This is a genomic window from Microbacterium oryzae (assembly GCF_009735645.1).
GTDB classification, from domain to species: Bacteria; Actinomycetota; Actinomycetes; order Actinomycetales; family Microbacteriaceae; genus Microbacterium; species Microbacterium oryzae.
The window spans coordinates 1278686-1295897 of sequence record NZ_CP032550.1 but is presented as its reverse complement, the minus strand read 5'-3'; the positions used below and the strand labels follow the sequence as shown (position 1 = coordinate 1295897).

General features: G+C 68.9%; 11 protein-coding genes and 2 rRNA genes. 11 read left to right on the top strand and 2 right to left on the bottom strand.

The genetic code is table 11. The annotated features are described in order from the left end of the window. The first annotated feature begins 304 nt into the window (after positions 1-304). Both D7D94_RS06045 and rrf read left to right on the top strand, forming a co-directional pair. A 23S ribosomal RNA gene (locus tag D7D94_RS06045) occupies positions 305-3411 on the top strand. A 103-nt stretch (positions 3412-3514) separates the two neighbouring features. Continuing rightward, positions 3515-3631, top strand: a 5S ribosomal RNA gene (gene rrf / locus D7D94_RS06040). Positions 3632-3680: 49 nt separating this feature from the next. Here rrf and D7D94_RS14245 read toward each other — a convergent pair. Next, positions 3681-4871, bottom strand: a complete 1191-nt coding sequence (locus D7D94_RS14245; protein WP_173024204.1) for a hypothetical protein — start codon at positions 4869-4871, stop codon at positions 3681-3683. 165 nt (positions 4872-5036) lie between these two features. On the opposite strand from D7D94_RS14245, the gene D7D94_RS06035 reads away from it, so the two are divergent. The 7 genes from D7D94_RS06035 to D7D94_RS06010 are packed head-to-tail and all read left to right on the top strand — an operon-like array spanning position 5037 to position 13403. After that, positions 5037-6020, top strand: coding sequence for a hypothetical protein (locus tag D7D94_RS06035; protein WP_216648694.1), 984 nt, complete (start codon positions 5037-5039; stop codon positions 6018-6020). Beyond that, positions 6004-7044, top strand: a complete 1041-nt coding sequence (locus tag D7D94_RS06030) for an HAD-IIA family hydrolase (RefSeq protein WP_156241761.1) — start codon at positions 6004-6006, stop codon at positions 7042-7044. The genes D7D94_RS06035 and D7D94_RS06030 overlap by 17 nt, the downstream gene beginning before the upstream one ends. Positions 7045-7053: 9 nt before the next feature. Beyond that, a complete protein-coding gene (locus D7D94_RS14240; RefSeq protein ID WP_173024242.1) occupies positions 7054-7197 on the top strand; it encodes a hypothetical protein in 144 nt (47 codons plus the stop codon). Beyond that, positions 7194-7994, top strand: coding sequence for a TlyA family RNA methyltransferase (locus D7D94_RS06025; protein ID WP_156241760.1), 801 nt, complete (start codon positions 7194-7196; stop codon positions 7992-7994). Before D7D94_RS14240 ends, D7D94_RS06025 begins: the two co-directional genes overlap by 4 nt. Continuing rightward, positions 7991-8947, top strand: coding sequence for an NAD kinase (locus D7D94_RS06020; RefSeq protein WP_156241759.1), 957 nt, complete (start codon positions 7991-7993; stop codon positions 8945-8947). The genes D7D94_RS06025 and D7D94_RS06020 overlap by 4 nt, the downstream gene beginning before the upstream one ends. Beyond that, positions 8944-10635, top strand: coding sequence for a DNA repair protein RecN (recN, locus tag D7D94_RS06015; RefSeq protein WP_156241758.1), 1692 nt, complete (start codon positions 8944-8946; stop codon positions 10633-10635). The genes D7D94_RS06020 and recN overlap by 4 nt, the downstream gene beginning before the upstream one ends. Continuing rightward, the gene (locus D7D94_RS06010; protein WP_156241757.1) at positions 10632-13403 is read left to right on the top strand and encodes a DUF2207 domain-containing protein; all 2772 of its coding nucleotides are present in this window, start codon (positions 10632-10634) and stop codon (positions 13401-13403) included. The genes recN and D7D94_RS06010 overlap by 4 nt, the downstream gene beginning before the upstream one ends. A 2-nt stretch (positions 13404-13405) precedes the next feature. Here D7D94_RS06010 and D7D94_RS06005 read toward each other — a convergent pair whose 3' ends face one another. After that, complete coding sequence (locus D7D94_RS06005; protein ID WP_343032149.1) at positions 13406-14686, bottom strand: glycoside hydrolase family 26 protein; 1281 nt, start codon at positions 14684-14686, stop codon at positions 13406-13408. A gap of 266 nt (positions 14687-14952) precedes the next feature. Here D7D94_RS06005 and pyrG point away from each other — a divergent pair, with 266 nt between their 5' ends. Together pyrG and D7D94_RS05995 are read left to right on the top strand one after the other, a co-directional pair. Beyond that, on the top strand, positions 14953-16641 hold the full coding sequence (gene pyrG / locus D7D94_RS06000) for a CTP synthase (protein WP_156243347.1): 1689 nt from the start codon (positions 14953-14955) through the stop codon (positions 16639-16641). Then, on the top strand, positions 16641-17210 hold the full coding sequence (locus D7D94_RS05995) for an NUDIX domain-containing protein (RefSeq protein WP_156241756.1): 570 nt from the start codon (positions 16641-16643) through the stop codon (positions 17208-17210). Before pyrG ends, D7D94_RS05995 begins: the two co-directional genes overlap by 1 nt. Positions 17211-17212: the final 2 nt, after the last annotated feature.

Sequence of the window (17212 nt, the reverse complement as noted above, 5' to 3'; positions counted from 1 at the left end):
GGTGCTGGTAGCTCATGGGTGGAACATTTGACAAGGCGCCTCAGTCGCGCTGGTGCTCTTAGTACGTCTCGTCTTCGGACGGGGTGGGAACGGGGTGCTGGCTGCGGGTGGGGCGCGTGCACGTTGTTGGGTCCTGAGGGCTCAGGCACCTGTTGGTGGCTGGATCCTTGTGGGCCATCCTGAAGCCGGGTTTTCCGGTGGGTGGGGTGGTGCCGCCCGTACTTTGAGAACTACACAGTGGACGCGAGCATCTTAAAGAAATTCGCATACTCCGGTTTCGGCTGGGGTGTGTGTACTCATGTGATTTCAAGTCTTTAAGAGCAAACGGTGGATGCCTTGGCATCTGGAGCCGAAGAAGGACGTAGCAATCTGCGATAAGCCTTGGGGAGCCGATAAGCGGGCTGTGATCCGAGGGTCTCCGAATGGGGAAACCCCGCCAGGCGGCGTGCTGACCTGGTGACTCCCGCCTGAATATATAGGGCGGGTAGAGGGAACGTGGGGAAGTGAAACATCTCAGTACCCACAGGAAGAGAAAACAATAGTGATTCCGTGAGTAGTGGCGAGCGAAAGCGGAAGAGGCTAAACCGAGTCGTGTGTGATAGCCGGCAGGCGTTGCACGTTCGGGGTTGTGGGACCACTAGGGGACGCTGCCGTGTTCCGCGTGGTACAGGTGCGTATAGACGAACGGTTTTGAATGGCCGGCCAGAGCGGGTGGTAGCCCCGTAGTCGACATGCGTGTTCCTGCCGCGAGTGGTATCCCGAGTAGCACGGGGCCCGTGAAATCCCGTGTGAATCTGCCAGGACCACCTGGTAAGCCTAAATACTCCCAGATGACCGATAGCGGACAAGTACCGTGAGGGAAAGGTGAAAAGTACCCCGGGAGGGGAGTGAAATAGTACCTGAAACCGTTTGCTTACAAACCGTCGGAGCCTCCTTGTTGGGGTGACGGCGTGCCTTTTGAAGAATGAGCCTGCGAGTTAGCGATACGTGGCGAGGTTAACCCGTGTGGGGTAGCCGTAGCGAAAGCGAGTCTGAATAGGGCGATCATCAGTCGCGTGTCCTAGACCCGAAGCGAAGTGATCTATCCATGGCCAGGCTGAAGCGACGGTAAGACGTCGTGGAGGGCCGAACCCACTTAGGTTGAAAACTGAGGGGATGAGCTGTGGATAGGGGTGAAAGGCCAATCAAACTTCGTGATAGCTGGTTCTCTCCGAAATGCATTTAGGTGCAGCGTTGCGTGTTTCTTGCCGGAGGTAGAGCTACTGGATGGCCGATGGGCCCTACAAGGTTACTGACGTCAGCCAAACTCCGAATGCCGGTAAGTGAGAGCGCAGCAGTGAGACGGTGGGGGATAAGCTTCATCGTCGAGAGGGAAACAACCCAGACCACCATCTAAGGTCCCTAAGCGCGTGCTAAGTGGGAAAGGATGTGGAGTTGCTTAGACAACCAGGAGGTTGGCTTAGAAGCAGCCACCCTTGAAAGAGTGCGTAATAGCTCACTGGTCAAGTGATTCCGCGCCGACAATGTAACGGGGCTCAAGCACGCCACCGAAGCTGTGGCATTGACATTAATGGTAGGCCTTCGTGGTCCAGCCGTGTTGATGGGTAGGAGAGCGTCGTGTGCGGGGTGAAGCGGCGGAGTGATCCAGCCGTGGACGGCACACGAGTGAGAATGCAGGCATGAGTAGCGAAAGACGTGTGAGAAACACGTCCTCCGGAAGACCAAGGGTTCCAGGGTCAAGCTAATCTTCCCTGGGTAAGTCGGGACCTAAGGCGAGGCCGACAGGCGTAGTCGATGGACAACGGGTTGATATTCCCGTACCGGCAAAGAACCGCCCCAATCAATCCAGTGGTGCTAAACGCCCAAAGCCGGACATCGTCACCTTCGGGTGGCACCGTCCGGGGGAGCGCGTGACCCCATGCTGGTGCGGTTAGCGTATTAACAGGTGTGACGCAGGAAGGTAGCCCAAGCCAGGCGATGGTTGTCCTGGTCCAAGCATGTAGGCCGAGTCATAGGCAAATCCGTGACTCATTAAGGCTGAGATGTGATGGGGATAAAAAGTGGGTGATCCTATGCTGCCAAGAAAAGCATCGACGCGAGGTTCTAGCCGCCCGTACCCCAAACCGACTCAGGTGGTCAGGTAGAGAATACCAAGGAGATCGAGATAATCGTGGTTAAGGAACTCGGCAAAATGCCCCCGTAACTTCGGGAGAAGGGGGGCCATCCACTTATACGGACTTGCTCCGGAAAGGGTGTGGTGGCCGCAGAGACCAGTGGGTAGCGACTGTTTACTAAAAACACAGGTCCGTGCGAAGTCGCAAGACGATGTATACGGACTGACGCCTGCCCGGTGCTGGAAGGTTAAGAGGACCGGTTAGCCGCAAGGCGAAGCTGAGAATTTAAGCCCCAGTAAACGGCGGTGGTAACTATAACCATCCTAAGGTAGCGAAATTCCTTGTCGGGTAAGTTCCGACCTGCACGAATGGCGTAACGACTTCCCAACTGTCTCAACCACGAACTCGGCGAAATTGCATTACGAGTAAAGATGCTCGTTACGCGCAGCAGGACGGAAAGACCCCGTGACCTTTACTACAGCTTGGTATTGGTGTTCGGTGTGGCTTGTGTAGGATAGGTGGGAGACGTTGAAGCGGTGACGCCAGTTACCGTGGAGTCGTTGTTGAAATACCACTCTGGTCACTCTGGATATCTAACTTCGAACCGTGATCCGGTTCAGGGACAGTGCCTGGTGGGTAGTTTAACTGGGGCGGTTGCCTCCTAAAGAGTAACGGAGGCGCCCAAAGGTTCCCTCAACCTGGTTGGCAATCAGGTGGCGAGTGTAAGTGCACAAGGGAGCTTGACTGTGAGACTGACAGGTCGAGCAGGGACGAAAGTCGGGACTAGTGATCCGGCAGTGGCTTGTGGAAGCGCTGTCGCTCAACGGATAAAAGGTACCTCGGGGATAACAGGCTGATCTTGCCCAAGAGTCCATATCGACGGCATGGTTTGGCACCTCGATGTCGGCTCGTCGCATCCTGGGGCTGGAGTAGGTCCCAAGGGTTGGGCTGTTCGCCCATTAAAGCGGTACGCGAGCTGGGTTTAGAACGTCGTGAGACAGTTCGGTCCCTATCCGCTGCGCGCGTAGGAAGTTTGAGAGGATCTGACCCTAGTACGAGAGGACCGGGTTGGACGAACCTCTGGTGTGCCAGTTGTCCTGCCAAGGGCACCGCTGGTTGGCTACGTTCGGGATGGATAACCGCTGAAAGCATCTAAGCGGGAAGCCGGCCTCAAGATGAGACTTCCATACCCTTCGGGGTGAGAGGCTCCCAGCAGACTACTGGGTTGATAGGCCAGACGTGGAAGCCCAGCAATGGGTGCAGCTGACTGGTACTAATAAGCCGATGACTTGATAACACACTCCTTCTGCGAGTGCTCGCGTCCACTTTGTGGTTCCCGATGTACGGGCACCAAACAGTTTCATAGAGAAGCTAGATGTCAGAAACACATCACCAAGTGTTTCGGCGGTCATAGCGAGAGGGAAACGCCCGGTCACATTCCGAACCCGGAAGCTAAGCCTCTCAGCGCCGATGGTACTGCAAGGGGGACCTTGTGGGAGAGTAGGACACCGCCGGACTTCACGTAGACGAAAGGGTCATCCGACGACGGATGACCCTTTCGTGCGTTTACAGGGGCATCATCGAGGAGTGGACATGCCGATTAACGGAGACAACGACCGCCGCGACGGCGGATCTCGACCGAACGGCGATCGTCAGCAGCGCGATGGTGGCACCAGCCGGCCGCGTTACAGCGAGAGCAACGGGCGCGGCGGCCGGCCGAGTCAGCGTGACGATCGCAGCTCGGGGGAGCGTCGCCCGTACTCCCGCGATGGTCAGTCGGGCGAACGTCGCCCCTATCAGCAGCGCGACGACCGCAGCTCGGGCCAGTCGGGCGACCGTCGTCCGTATCAGCGCGACGACCGCGACTCCGGTGAGCGCCGTCCGTACTCGCGGGATGGCCAGTCCGGTGAGCGCCGTCCGTACTCGCGCGACGACCGCAGCTCGGGCCAGTCGGGCGACCGTCGTCCCTACCAGCGCGACGACCGCAACTCCGGTGAGCGTCGTCCGTACTCGCGGGATGGCCAGTCTGGTGAGCGTCGTCCGTACCAGCGTGACGATCGCAATTCCGGCGATCGTCGCCCCTATCAGCGCGACGATCGCAGCTCGGGTCAGTCCGGTGAGCGTCGCTCCTACCAGCGTGATGACCGCAATTCGGGGGAGCGTCGTCCGTACCAGCGCGATGACCGGAACTCCGGTGAGCGTCGTCCCTACCAGCGCGACGATCGCAGCTCGGGTCAGTCGGGTGAGCGTCGTCCCTACCAGCGTGATGACCGCAACTCCGGTGAGCGTCGCCCGTACCAGCGCGATGACCGCAACTCCGGTGAGCGTCGTCCGTACCAGCGCGATGACCGCAACTCCGGTGAGCGTCGTCCGTACCAGCGTGACGACCGCAACTCCGGTGAGCGTCGTCCGTACCAGCGTGACGACCGGAACTCCGGTGAGCGTCGTCCGTACCAGCGCGATGACCGGAACTCCGGTGAGCGTCGTCCGTACCAGCGCGATGACCGCAACTCCGGTGAGCGTCGTCCGTACCAGCGCGATGACCGCAACTCCGGTGAGCGTCGTCCGTACCAGCGCGATGACCGCAACTCCGGTGAGCGTCGTCCGTACCAGCGCGATGACCGCAACTCCGGTGAGCGTCGTCCGTACCAGCGCGATGACCGCAACTCCGGTGAGCGTCGTCCGTACCAGCGCGATGACCGGAACGCCGGTGAGCGTCGTCCGTACCAGCGCGATGACCGGAACTCCGGTGACCACCGCTCCTACGATCGCGACGGCGGCTCGCGTCCGCCGGAGCACGCGCGCATCCCGGACCCGTTCCTTCCCGACGACGTCACCGCGCGCGATCTCGCGCCGGCAGCGCGCAACGAGTTGAAGACCCTCAGCAAGGAGAACGCTGACCGCGTCGCGCGCCATCTCGCGATGGCCTCGAATCTCATCGACGAAGACCCCGAGCTCGCGCACGAGCACGCTCTGGCTGCCGTGCGTCACGCGGGCCGCATCGGCGTCGCACGCGAGACCCTCGCGATCACGGCGTATGCCAACGGCGACTTCTCGCTTGCGCTGCGTGAGCTGCGCACGCAGCGCCGCATCACCGGCCGCAACGACAACGTGGCGCTCATCGTCGACAGCGAGCGCGGTGTCGGGCGCCCCGAGAAGGCTCTCGAGGAGGGCCGCGCCGCAGATCGCGACGCACTCGATGTCGCGGCGCGCGTGGAGCTCGCCATCGCGATGTCCGGTGCGCGTCTGGACCTCGGGCAGACCGAGCTCGCGCTGCACGAGCTGGACATCCCCGAGCTGGACCCGGACCGCGCATTCGAGTGGAGCCCCGGCCTGTTCGCCGCACGCGCGAACGTGCTGGAGGACCTCGGACGCACGGAGGAGGCCGCGTCGTGGCGTCGCCGCGCGGAGGTCGCGGAGCGCGCGCTGAGCGAGCACCGCGGCGCCGACGAGGACGACTTCATGTTCGTGGATGACACGGACACCGAGGAGCTGCCGTTCGACGAGTCCGAGCACGACGTTCAGCAGGACTCGGATGCGGAACCGCAGTCGAAGGACGAGCCCGCGGCCGACGAGCCCGCGGACGCCGACTCCGACTCGAACGACGAGCCCTCCGACGCGGAGGTCGAGCCCGAGGCACCCGTCGAGCCCGAGGCCCCCGTCGAGCCCGAGACGCCGGCTGAGCCGGAGACCGAGCGCACTGCCGAACCGCAGCGCTCCTCGAAGACCGAGCCCGCGCCATCCGATGAGGAGATGTCGATCGAGGACGAGGTCTCCGAGCTCCTCATCGCCGCCGGCATCGACAGCGCCGACGAGGACGAAGACGAGAGCGCCGCGCCCACCGCCGGCGACAAGGCAGACGGATCGAAGAAGGACGGCGGCCGCCCCGATGGCGCTCTTTTCTAAGAAGACGGATGGCCCTGCTCCCCTCGAGGGGGTGGACGTCGTCCTCGCGGACCTCGACGGCGTCGTCTACGCCGGGCCCGGCCCCATCCCGCACGCGGTCGAGAGCCTGAACCGCGCCGCGAGCGAGGGTCGTCGCCTCGGATTCATCACGAACAACGCCGCGCGCACCGACGCCTCGGTCGCCGCGCACCTGAGCGAGCTCGGCATCCCGACCGCGGCCGAGGACGTCGTCACGAGCCCGCAGGCCGCCATGCGCCTGCTGGCCGAGCGCGTCCCGGCCGGATCGACCATCCTCGTCGTCGGCGGGGAAGGGCTCGTGGTCGAGGCCGAGAAGGCCGGCTACGTCGTCACCCGCAGCGCGGAGGACGCCCCGGCGGCCGTCGTGCAGGGGTTCGCGCCCGAGGTCGGATGGTCGCAGCTCGCGGAGGCCGCGTTCGCGCTGGCCGTTCCCGAGGAAGAGGGCGGCATCCCCTGGATCGCCACCAACACCGACTGGACGATCCCGCAGGCCCGTGGCATCGCGCCGGGAAACGGCACGCTGGTCTCGGCCGTGCACACCGCCGTCGGCCGTCTGGCGACGGTGGCGGGCAAGCCGGAGGCACCGATCTTCCACGCCGCCACGGCGCGGTTCGAGGCGCAGCACCCGCTCTTCATCGGCGACCGCCTCGATACCGACATCATGGGCGCCCAAGCGGCCGGCATGGACTCCGTGCTCGTGCTCACCGGCATCGACCGGCCGAAGCACGTGCTCGCGGCGCCGTCCCATTCCCGGCCGACGTACATCCTCAGCGATCTGCGCGAGCTCTTCGAGCCGTACCCCGTCGCTCGGGTGAAGGGCGACACGGTGTGGGTGCGCGACGCCGCGGTGCGGATCGACGGTCCGGACGTGCAGATCGTCAGCGAGGGGTCGAGCGATATCGACCTCGTCCGCGCGGCGGCGAAGGCGATCTGGGACACCGGTCGCCAGATCTTCGGCTTCCGCGTTCCCGAGCGTCTCTACGAGGACCGGTTCCACCGCCGTTAGTCTGAACGGGTGACGGATGGCCACACCGAGCTCGCCGATCGGCTGACGGAGATCGAGGGGAAGCCCCTCGGCGACCGGGCGACGGCGTACGCCGCGCTGCACGACGAGCTGGCGGCGCGCCTGGAGTCCGCTCCCGTCGACGGACGGCGATGACCCTGCGTCTCGACGCCGCGCTCGCGGCCCGCGGTCTCGCGCGTTCGCGCACCCATGCGGCGACCCTCATCGCGGATGGCGCGGTGCAGGTGGATGGCCGCACCGTCACGAAGGCGTCCACTCCGGTCTCCGACGAGACGCCGCTGACGGTCGCAGCGTCGGACGCGTACGTCAGCCGCGGCGCGCACAAGCTCGTGCACGCGCTCGACGCGTTCGGCGTCGACGTCGCCGGCCGCGTCGCGCTCGACATGGGGGCGTCGACGGGCGGGTTCACGCAGGTGCTGCGCGAGCGCGGCGCCGCGCCGGTCATGGCCGTCGACGTGGGCCACGGTCAGCTCGCGCCCGCGGTGGCGGCCGACGCGCGCGTCCATGCCGTGGAGGGCTTCAACGTCCGCTTCATGACGCGGCAGAACCTCGCAGCGGCGAGCGGCGTCGGCACGCCGCCGTCGGTGATCACGGGGGACCTGTCCTTCATCTCCCTCCTCCACGTGCTGCCGGCGGTGGCCGCGGTCGCCGCGGCGGATGCCGACATCGTCCTCCTGGTGAAGCCGCAGTTCGAGGTCGGCCGCACGGCCATCCGCAACGGCGTCGTCCTCGACCCCGCGCTGCGCGCGACGGCCGTCCGCGACGTCCTGCGATCGGCGTGGGAGCTCGGGCTCGGCACGCGGGGCGTGCGCCGCTCGCCGATCGAGGGCGGTCATGGCAATGTCGAGTTGCTTGTGCACATCGGGCCGGAGGGCGGAGGGGATCCGACACAATGGGAGGACACGATCGTGAGCGAGGCGGGGAGACGATGAGCGAGCGCAGGATCCTGATCGTCGCTCACGCCTTCCGCGAGGAGACCGTGGCCGCGGCCGTGCGCGTGGTGAACGCCGTGCGCAGCGAAGGCGCCGTCGCGGTGCTCGCGCCCGCTGATCGCGCGGAGCTCTCCGCGATCGCACCCGTTCTCGGCGACGTGCCGGCGCTGGGCGAGGACATCCCGCTGGCCGACATCGACATCGCGATCGTCCTCGGCGGCGACGGCACGATCCTCCGTGCCGCGGAGCTCGTGCGCGGCGGCAGCGCGCCGGTCCTCGGCGTCAACATGGGGCACGTCGGCTTCCTCGCGGAGATCGAGCGCGACGACATGGATGAGGCCGTGCACCGCGCGATCATCGGCGACTACGCCGTCGAGGAGCGCCTCGCGCTGTCGGTGATCGTGAAGGACGACGACGACCGCGTCGTGTACGAGACGTGGGCCCTCAACGAGGCCGCGATCGAGAAGGACCAGCGCGAGCGGATGATCGAGGTCATCATCGAGGTCGACCGGCGGCCGCTCACGGCGTACGGCGCGGACGGCGTCGTCGTCGCGACCCCGACCGGGTCGACCGCCTACAACTTCTCGGCCGGCGGCCCCGTCATCTGGCCGACCGTGCAGGCCATCGCGGTCGCGCCGCTGTCCGCCCACACCCTGTTCTCGAAGCCGCTCGTGGTGGGGCCCGACCACGCCGTGGCGGTCGAGCTGAAGGCGGACTCGGCCGGCAACGGCGTGCTCTGGTGCGACGGGCGGCGCTCCCACCCGCTGCCGCCCGGCGCGCGCGTGGTCGTGCGCCGCTCGCCGAAGCCCGTCCGCCTCGCGCGGCTGCACCCGGCCGCGTTCACCGACCGGCTCGTGCGCAAGTTCAAGCTGCCCACCGAGGGATGGCGCGGGCCGAGCGAGCACAGCCCCACCGAGGCGATCACCCTGCCGACGCTGGGGGAGCGCGAGTGATCGAGGAGATGCGCCTGCGCGATCTCGGCGTCATCGCAGAGGCGACGCTGCCCATGGGCGCGGGCTTCACCGCGATCACGGGCGAGACCGGCGCGGGCAAGACGATGGTCGTCACCGGTCTCGGCCTCCTGCTCGGCCAGCGTGCCGACTCCGGCGCCGTGCGTGCGGGGGCGTCCCAGGCGGTCGTCGAGGGCGTCTGGGTGGTGCCGGAGGAGGGTCCCGTCGCCGAGCGCGTGCGCGAGGCCGGCGGCGACCTCGAGCCGATCGGCGAGGGCAGGGCCGAGCTCTACCTCTCCCGCACCCTCGCGGCGGAGGGACGCAGTCGCGCGAGCGTCGGCGGACGCGCGGCGCCCGCCGGTGTGCTGGCGGACCTCGCCGATGCGCTCGTCGTCGTGCACGGGCAGACCGATCAGCTGCGGCTGCGATCCGCCACCGCGCAGCGCGACGCCCTCGACCGCTTCGCCGGCACCCCGGTGCGCGAGGCGCTCGACCGCTATCGCTCGGCGTGGCACGCGCACCGCGACCTGGAGCAGGAGCTGCACACCCTCAGGGCCGAGCGCACCGCGCGTCAGACCGAGGCGGAGACGCTGCGCGCGACGCTCGCCGAGATCGAGGAGGCCGCTCCGGAGCCCGGCGAGGACGCGCAGCTCGCCGAGCGCGCCGAGCGCCTCGCGAACGCCGAGGAGCTGCGCACGGCGGCAGCTCTCGCCCGGGAGTCGCTCTCGAGCGAGGAGGGCGCGGCCGACGTCTCGGGCCTCCTCGGCGAGGCGCGCCGGGCTCTCGAGCGCGCGGGTGACCCCGCACTCGACGGCATCGCCGAGCAGCTCGCCGACCTCGGCTACCGGGCCGCCGACCTCGCTGTCGAGCTGTCGGGCTTCCTCGCCGACCTCGACGAGACCGGCCCGCAGGAGCTCGCGGCCGTGGAGGAGCGCCGCGCGGTGCTCGGCGGTCTCGTCCGCGCGCACGGCACGCTGGATGCCGCGATCGCCCTCCTCGAGACGGGCTCCGCGCGCCTCGCGGAGCTCGACGACGACGGCGACCGCATCGAGCGACTGTCCGCGCAGCGCGAGGAGTCGCGTGCCGAGCTCGACGAGGCCGCCGACCAGCTCACCGCGGCGCGCACGGAGGCGGCGACCCGCCTCGGCACCGCCGTCACGGCCGAGCTGCACGCGCTGGCGATGCCCGACGCGCGCCTGGTCGTCGAGGTGAGCGCGGGGCAGGAGAGCGCGGCGGGGCGCGACGACGTGGCCTTCCTGCTCGCCCCGCACCCGGGAGCCGAGCCGCGGTCGGTCGCGCGCGGCGCGTCGGGTGGCGAGCTCAGCCGCGTGATGCTGGCGATCGAGGTCGTCATCGCCGAGACCGACCCGGTGCCCACCTTCGTGTTCGACGAGGTCGACGCGGGCATCGGCGGCGCCGCGGCGATCGAGGTCGGCAAGCGCCTCGCGCGCCTCGCGCAGTCGTCCCAGGTGATCGCCGTCACGCACCTCGCGCAGGTCGCGGCCTTCGCCGGCAACCACCTCAGCGTCGTGAAGGCGAATGACGGGTCGGTGACGCGCTCGAGCGTCCAGCGGCTGGATGGCTCCGCCCGCGAAGCGGAGATGGCGCGGCTGCTCTCGGGGCTGACCGACTCCGACGCGGCGCTCACGCACGCTCGGGAGCTGCTGGACCTCGCGCACGCGACTGCATGAGCGGCGGAGGGGCGGTTCCCGACGACGCCGTGCGTCTGGAACCGCGTCGGCAGACGCCGCTGTACCGGTGGCTGTCCGCGCAATTGCTGCGGTTCGAGGCGCGCTCGCGCGCTCGTGGCAGTCGCGCCGCCCGCTGGGGCATGCGCGCGATCTGGACCGCCGTGGCTCTCGTCGGGCTGCTGCTGCTCGTCGGCCCGGTCGTGAACGCGCCGCTCGAGCTCGACGACTACTACTCGAGCGCAGAGGACGCGGGCGAGTCGTGGATCGCACGCTCGTTCGCAGCGGACTACGAGGTGCAGCGGACCGGCGACGGTCGCCTGGAGCTCGAGGTCGAGGAGCGCGTGCAGGCGTTCTTCCCCGACGGCGTCGACCTGGACGGCATCGAGCGCACCCTCGTCACCGAGCTGCACGGTCACGACCTGCGGCCGGAACTGGTCGAGGCGACCCTGGACGGCTCGCCCGCGGACGTCACGGTCGCGGACTCCGCCACCCGCACGACCTTCGCCATCGCCGCGGGCGAGCGTCTCGGCGGCGACCACGACGTGCTCCTCCGCTACACGCTGCACGACGTGGCAGCCGACGTGTACGACGAGTCGACCGGGCGCTGGCAGCAGACGCTCGACTGGGACGCACTGGGTGCGGAATGGGCGCAGGGCACGCTCGACAAGCGCATCAGCGTGACGCTGCCTCGCGACCTCGACGACGCGCTGCTGCGCCAGCCCCGCGCCTCGCTGGCCTGGCTGCTGCTGAGCACCGACGTCGCGCTCGAGCCCGACAGCGAGACGGTCGACGCCGTCACCTATTCCGCGACGAACGACCAGACCATGCCGCCCTACGCGTCGTTCCGGCTCGCCCTGAACTTCGCGCCCGGCACCTTCGCGATGCCCCCGCACACGCCGCTCTACTGGGTGATGGTGGTCGGTCCGTTCCTGCCGCTGCTGGTGTCCGGGGCGGTGCTCCTCCTCGCCCTCGCCGCGCGAGCGGTGGCCTGGGCCGATGCCCGCGGCCGCCTCTGGTACGTGGCGCAATACGGGCCGCAGCCCGACGTGTCGCCCGCACTGGCGAGCCACCTCTGGGGCGGATGGCGCGTCGCGGCTCTCGTTCGCGCGATCGCGGCGTACCAGCGCGATCGCAGCGCCCGGCCGAAGCTCCTCCGCGAGCTGCATCGCGCAGGGCGCGTGGGAGATGTCGCCGCCGCGCGGCTGCGCTTCCGGGCGGCTCCCGAGCGACGCGAGCAACGGCAGCGCGGCCTCCGACGGTCGACCGCCGGCGTCGTCCGCGATGGCTTCCTCGGTGCGGCCGTCGCCCTGCCGGTCCTGCAGATCGGCCTCGCGCGGCAGCTGTCCCACCAGATGCCGCTGTCCGTCTACTGGTGGCCGCTCGCGATCGTCGCGGCCACCGCCATCCTCTCGGTCGTCGTGATCGCCATCGCGACCTCGGCCTTCCCCCTCACCCGCCGCGGCGCCTTCGCCCGCGAGCACCTGCTGGGGCTGCGGCAGTACATCGAGCAGGCGCGCACGGCGGAGCAGACCACGCTGCGCGATCCGCTGCTGCCCTACGTCGTCCTGTTCGCCGGGGCGCGGGATGGGCGACGCATCGTCGAGCGCGCCCTCGACGACGCCGGCGTGCCGCGCACCGCCGCGAGCGACCCGACGCTTCTGACCGGCGGCCGCCTCGCGATCCGTGCGGTCGCGATCCTCGCGCCGCTCGTGGCCATCCTGCTCGCGAACACCGTGGCGTCGCCCACGGTCGAGACCGCCGACGACTCGATCTTCGACGCCGACCTCGCCGGCGACTACGGCGCGTTCGTGCGGGCCTTCGACGCGACCGGCGAGCTCATCCCGACGGCGGACGGCGGCCTCGCGGTGGAGGTCGAGGAGCGGCTGGAGATGGTGGTCGAGGATCGCCACGAGGTCCCGCAGCTGCTGCGGGAGTGGCGTGATCGACCCGACGGGTCCCGCCAGGAGCTCGAGGTCACGACCGTCGAGGTCGACGGGGCGGAGGTCCCCTTCGAGACCGGCCGCCGTCACGGGAAGGCGTACCTGCGGACGGAGCTCGCCGACGACTGGCCGGGGGAGCACGACGTCGTGGTGCGGTACCGTCTCGCCGATGCGGCCGCGGCCATCCGCACCGCCGACGGATGGCGCGACGCGGTCACCTGGACCGCCCTCACGCCCGACTGGGACTGGAACTGGTCGGGCGTCGACGTGGACGTCGAGCGCGTGTCGTTCGCGCTGCGGGTGCCGCAGGACATCGCCGCCGACGCCGAGGCGGTCGAGCCCCTCGACGCGCCGTCGTGGACGTCCGAGGACGACCCGCCGCTGCTCGAGGCGACCGAGGACGACGACGCCGTCGTCTACCGCACCGCGCTCGCCGCCGACGACGACCAGTGGTTCTGGCTGTCACAGGGGATGGCCGGGGTGCAGCTGCGGTTCGACGAGGGCGCGTTCTCATCGGATGGCCGTGGGCCGTGGATCCGCCACGCCCTGTGGCAGGCGACCCCGCCGATCCTGACGGTGGGAACGGGCGTCGTCGCTCTCGCCGCGGCCCTCATCGGCGTCTTCGGGGGCCGTCGTCTGCGCCCGGGGCTCGGCCGCGACGCCGCGCGCTGGCTCGCTCCCGCGCTTGCCGTCACGCAGCTGGTGCTGTTCGTCTGGATGACGGCCGACGCGTCGGGGGAGGAGTGGTTCTTCATCTGGCCCGGTGTGCTGCTGCTCGCGAACCTCGCGGCCGCGGTCTGGTCGCTCGTCGCCACTCGGAAGCGGTGACGTCAGCCCCGTCGCTGCGCGAGCGCGCCCGCGAGGGCGGCGGCGGAGGTCGCGGAGCTGTCGATGCGCCAGTCGACCTCCTTGTTCTGGTGGAACCAGACGAAGCCGACGACGTCGCTCTGGTCGTTCAGATAGGACACGAGCGCCCTGTTCCAGTCGGCCTTCGAGCCGCCCGCTTCGGCGGACCCGGTCTCGGCGATGAGGACGGGCTTGCCCGGGGCGAGCGCGCGCACCTGGGCGAGACCGTCGCCGAACAGGGCCGAGGGGGCGGTCCAGGTGCTCCACGCCACGGCGGTTCCCCAGTTATAGGCGTCGAGCGCCACGACGTCCACGTACGACGCTCCCGGGTACAGGCTCGAGAGCGGGGTGGAGCCGGCGTAGGGGATGTTCGGGCTCCACACCCACTGCACGTTCGTCGCCCCCTGGCTCTCGACGACATCGTGCACGTGCTGCCAGGCGGCGACGTACGAGCCGGGAGCGTTGCCGTTCGCGCCGTCGGACCAGGGGTACCAGTCGCCATTCATCTCGTGCGCATAGCGCAGGTACACGGGCTTGCCCCAGCCGGCCAGGGCGGCGCCCCACTGGCGCAGGTACGCGTCGTACTCGCCCGCCGCGATCCGGGCGTTGGAGTACGCCGGCTGGGAGACGCCGTCTCCCCATCGCCACGGCTCCCACGTGATGAGGCTCGTCGCTCCTCGAGCAGCGACGCTGTCGAGGTCGGCGATCGGAGCGGGCTGCCCGAAGTCGTCGTACGACAGCACGATCGAGGGGCTCTCGCCCGCCAGCGACGCGACGGCGTCGAGCTCGGCGTTCGCCTGGGCGCCGCCCGGAGTCGCGACACCGAACCGGAGCCGCGCCGAGCTGGTCGCCGGTGCCGTCGGGGCCGGGCTCGACGTCGACGTGTCTGGCGTCGAGGTCGAGGCGGGGCTGTACGTCACCGTGAATGAAGCCGACGCCCGGCTGGCTCCGGCCGTCGCAACGATGTCGACGGTGGCGCTGCTGGTCGAGGGGATCACGATGCTCGAGGCGAAGTAGCCCGAGGCGCTGGTGGTGAACGCGACGCGCTCGCTCCCGGCGGTGAGGGTCCCCGCGGTCTTCTTGGCCATGCCCGTGCCGGTCACGGTGACGGCCGAGCCGACCGGGCCGGACGCGGGTGAGAGGGTCAGGGACGCTCCGCCCGAGCCCGCCATGGCAGGCGAGCCGCCGGCGAGTGTCCCGGTCAGGAGCGCGATGCCCGTGATGAGCATCGTCAGGGTCCGCAGGGCACGCCGCATGGAGCGCATGTTCGTCCTTCTTCCGGTCTCGCGAGGAGCGTGTCCTCGCGAGATCCTTGCCGCATCGCCCACCCCCCGTGAGCAGGACCGAGGAAAGGATGCCACACGCGCACGCCCAACGGCCGGTGGAGACGTCACGACCTGCTGAGAAGTCGCCCCAGACATCCCGCGACGTGACACGATGGCCCCGGAGCCGCACAGGCATCCGCCGCTGTGAGCAGTCTGCGAGCAGCACAGCCCCTGCCGACCTCGCACTGTTAGGATCGAAGCCCGTGATGCAGACTTCTGAGGCACGGCGCGACGACACCACCAAGCAGATCTTCGTGACGGGCGGTGTCGTCTCCTCGCTCGGCAAGGGGCTCACCGCCGCGAGTCTCGGAAACCTCCTGACCGCACGCGGCCTGCACGTCGTGATGCAGAAGCTCGACCCCTATCTCAACGTGGACCCGGGGACGATGAACCCCTTCCAGCACGGCGAGGTCTTCGTGACCGACGACGGCGCCGAGACCGACCTCGACATCGGGCACTACGAGCGGTTCCTCGACATCAACCTGTCCGAGGCGGCGAACGTCACCACCGGCCAGATCTACTCCCAGGTCATCGCGCGCGAGCGTCGCGGCGAGTACCTCGGCGACACCGTGCAGGTCATCCCGCACATCACCGACGAGATCAAGCGGCGCATGCGCCTGCAGGCCGAGGACGAGCCCCGCCCCGACGTCATCATCACCGAGGTCGGCGGCACGGTCGGCGACATCGAGTCGCAGCCCTTCCTCGAGGCCGCCCGCCAGCTGCGTCACGAGCTCGGCCGCGACAACGTCTTCTTCGTGCACGTGTCGCTCGTGCCGTTCATGGGCGCCTCCGGCGAGCAGAAGACGAAGCCGACGCAGCACTCCGTCGCCGCGCTCCGTCAGGTCGGCATCCAGCCCGACGCGCTCGTCCTCCGCAGCGACCGCCCCGTGAGCGAGGGCAACCGCAACAAGATCGCGCTCATGTGCGATGTCGACATCGAGGGCGTCGTCAACACCGTCGACCTGCCGAGCATCTACGACATCCCCTCCACGCTCAACGAGCAGGGGCTCGACGCGTACATCGCGCGCCGCCTGGGCCTCGCGGAGAAGGCCGGCGACGTCGACTGGACTCGCTGGGGGAGGGTGCTCCACGCCGTGCACAACCCCAAGCACGAGGTGACCATCGGCCTCGTCGGCAAGTACATCGACCTTCCCGACGCGTACCTCTCCGTCACCGAGGCGATCAAGGCCGGCGGCTTCGCGCAGGAGACCAAGGTCAACATCCGCTGGATCCCCTCCGACACCTGCGAGACGCCCGAGGGCGCCCGTGAGCAGCTCTCCTCGCTCGACGGCATCTGCGTGCCCGGCGGCTTCGGCATCCGCGGCATCGAGGGCAAGCTCGGCGCGCTGAAGTTCGCCCGCGAGCAGGGCATCCCGACCCTGGGCCTCTGCCTCGGTCTGCAGTGCATGGTCATCGAATACGCCCGCGACATGGCCGGCATCGCCGACGCCTCGTCGACCGAGTTCGACCCCGAGTCGACCGCCCCCGTCATCGCGACGATGGCGGAGCAGGTCGACATCATCGATCGCGGCGACCTCGGCGGCACCATGCGCCTGGGCCTGTACCCCGCCCGCCTCGCGGAGGGGTCGCTCGCCGCGGACCTCTACGGCGCGACCGAGGTGCAGGAGCGCCACCGTCACCGCTACGAGGTGAACAACGCCTACCGCGCTCAGATCGCCGAGGCGGGTCTCGTCTTCTCCGGACTGAACCCCGACCTCGACCTCGTCGAGTTCGTCGAGCTGCCGCGCGACGTGCACCCGTACTACATCGCCACGCAGGCTCACCCCGAGCTGCGCTCGCGCCCGACCGACCCGCACCCGCTCTTCCGCGGGCTCGTCGCCGCCGCCGTCGAGCGCAGCCACGCGGGCGAGCTGTTCGACGTCGAGAACGCCTGATGACGGAGGAGCTCCGCGACGAGCCGCACGAGGTCGGCATCCTCTCGAGCGAGGTGGCGTTCCACGGCATCGTGTGGGACATCGTCGCGGACCGCTTCGCGTACGGCGACGGCGAGCTGACGCGGCAGTACCTCGCCCACCCCGGGGCGGCGGCGATCGTCGCCCTCGATGCCGACGAGCGGGTCCTGCTCATCCAGCAGTACCGCCATCCGATCGGCGAGCGCGACTGGGAGCTGCCGGCCGGGCTGCTCGACGTCGAGGGGGAGAGCCCGCTGGCGGCGGCGCGGCGCGAGCTGGCGGAGGAAGCCGACCTCGAGGCGGGGGACTGGCAGGAGCTGACGGCCGTGCACCTGTCGCCGGGCGGCACGTCGGAGCTCATCCACCTCTTCCTCGCCCGCGACCTCCGCGCCACGGGCACCTCCTTCGATCGCGAGGGCGAGGAGGCCGACATGCGCGTGGAGTGGGTGCCGCTGGACGAGGCCATCCGCGCCGTCGTCGAGGGCCGGTTCCGCAACGCGACGACGGCGCTCGGCGTCCTCCTCACCGCGGCGCGGCTCCGCGGCGCTTAGCG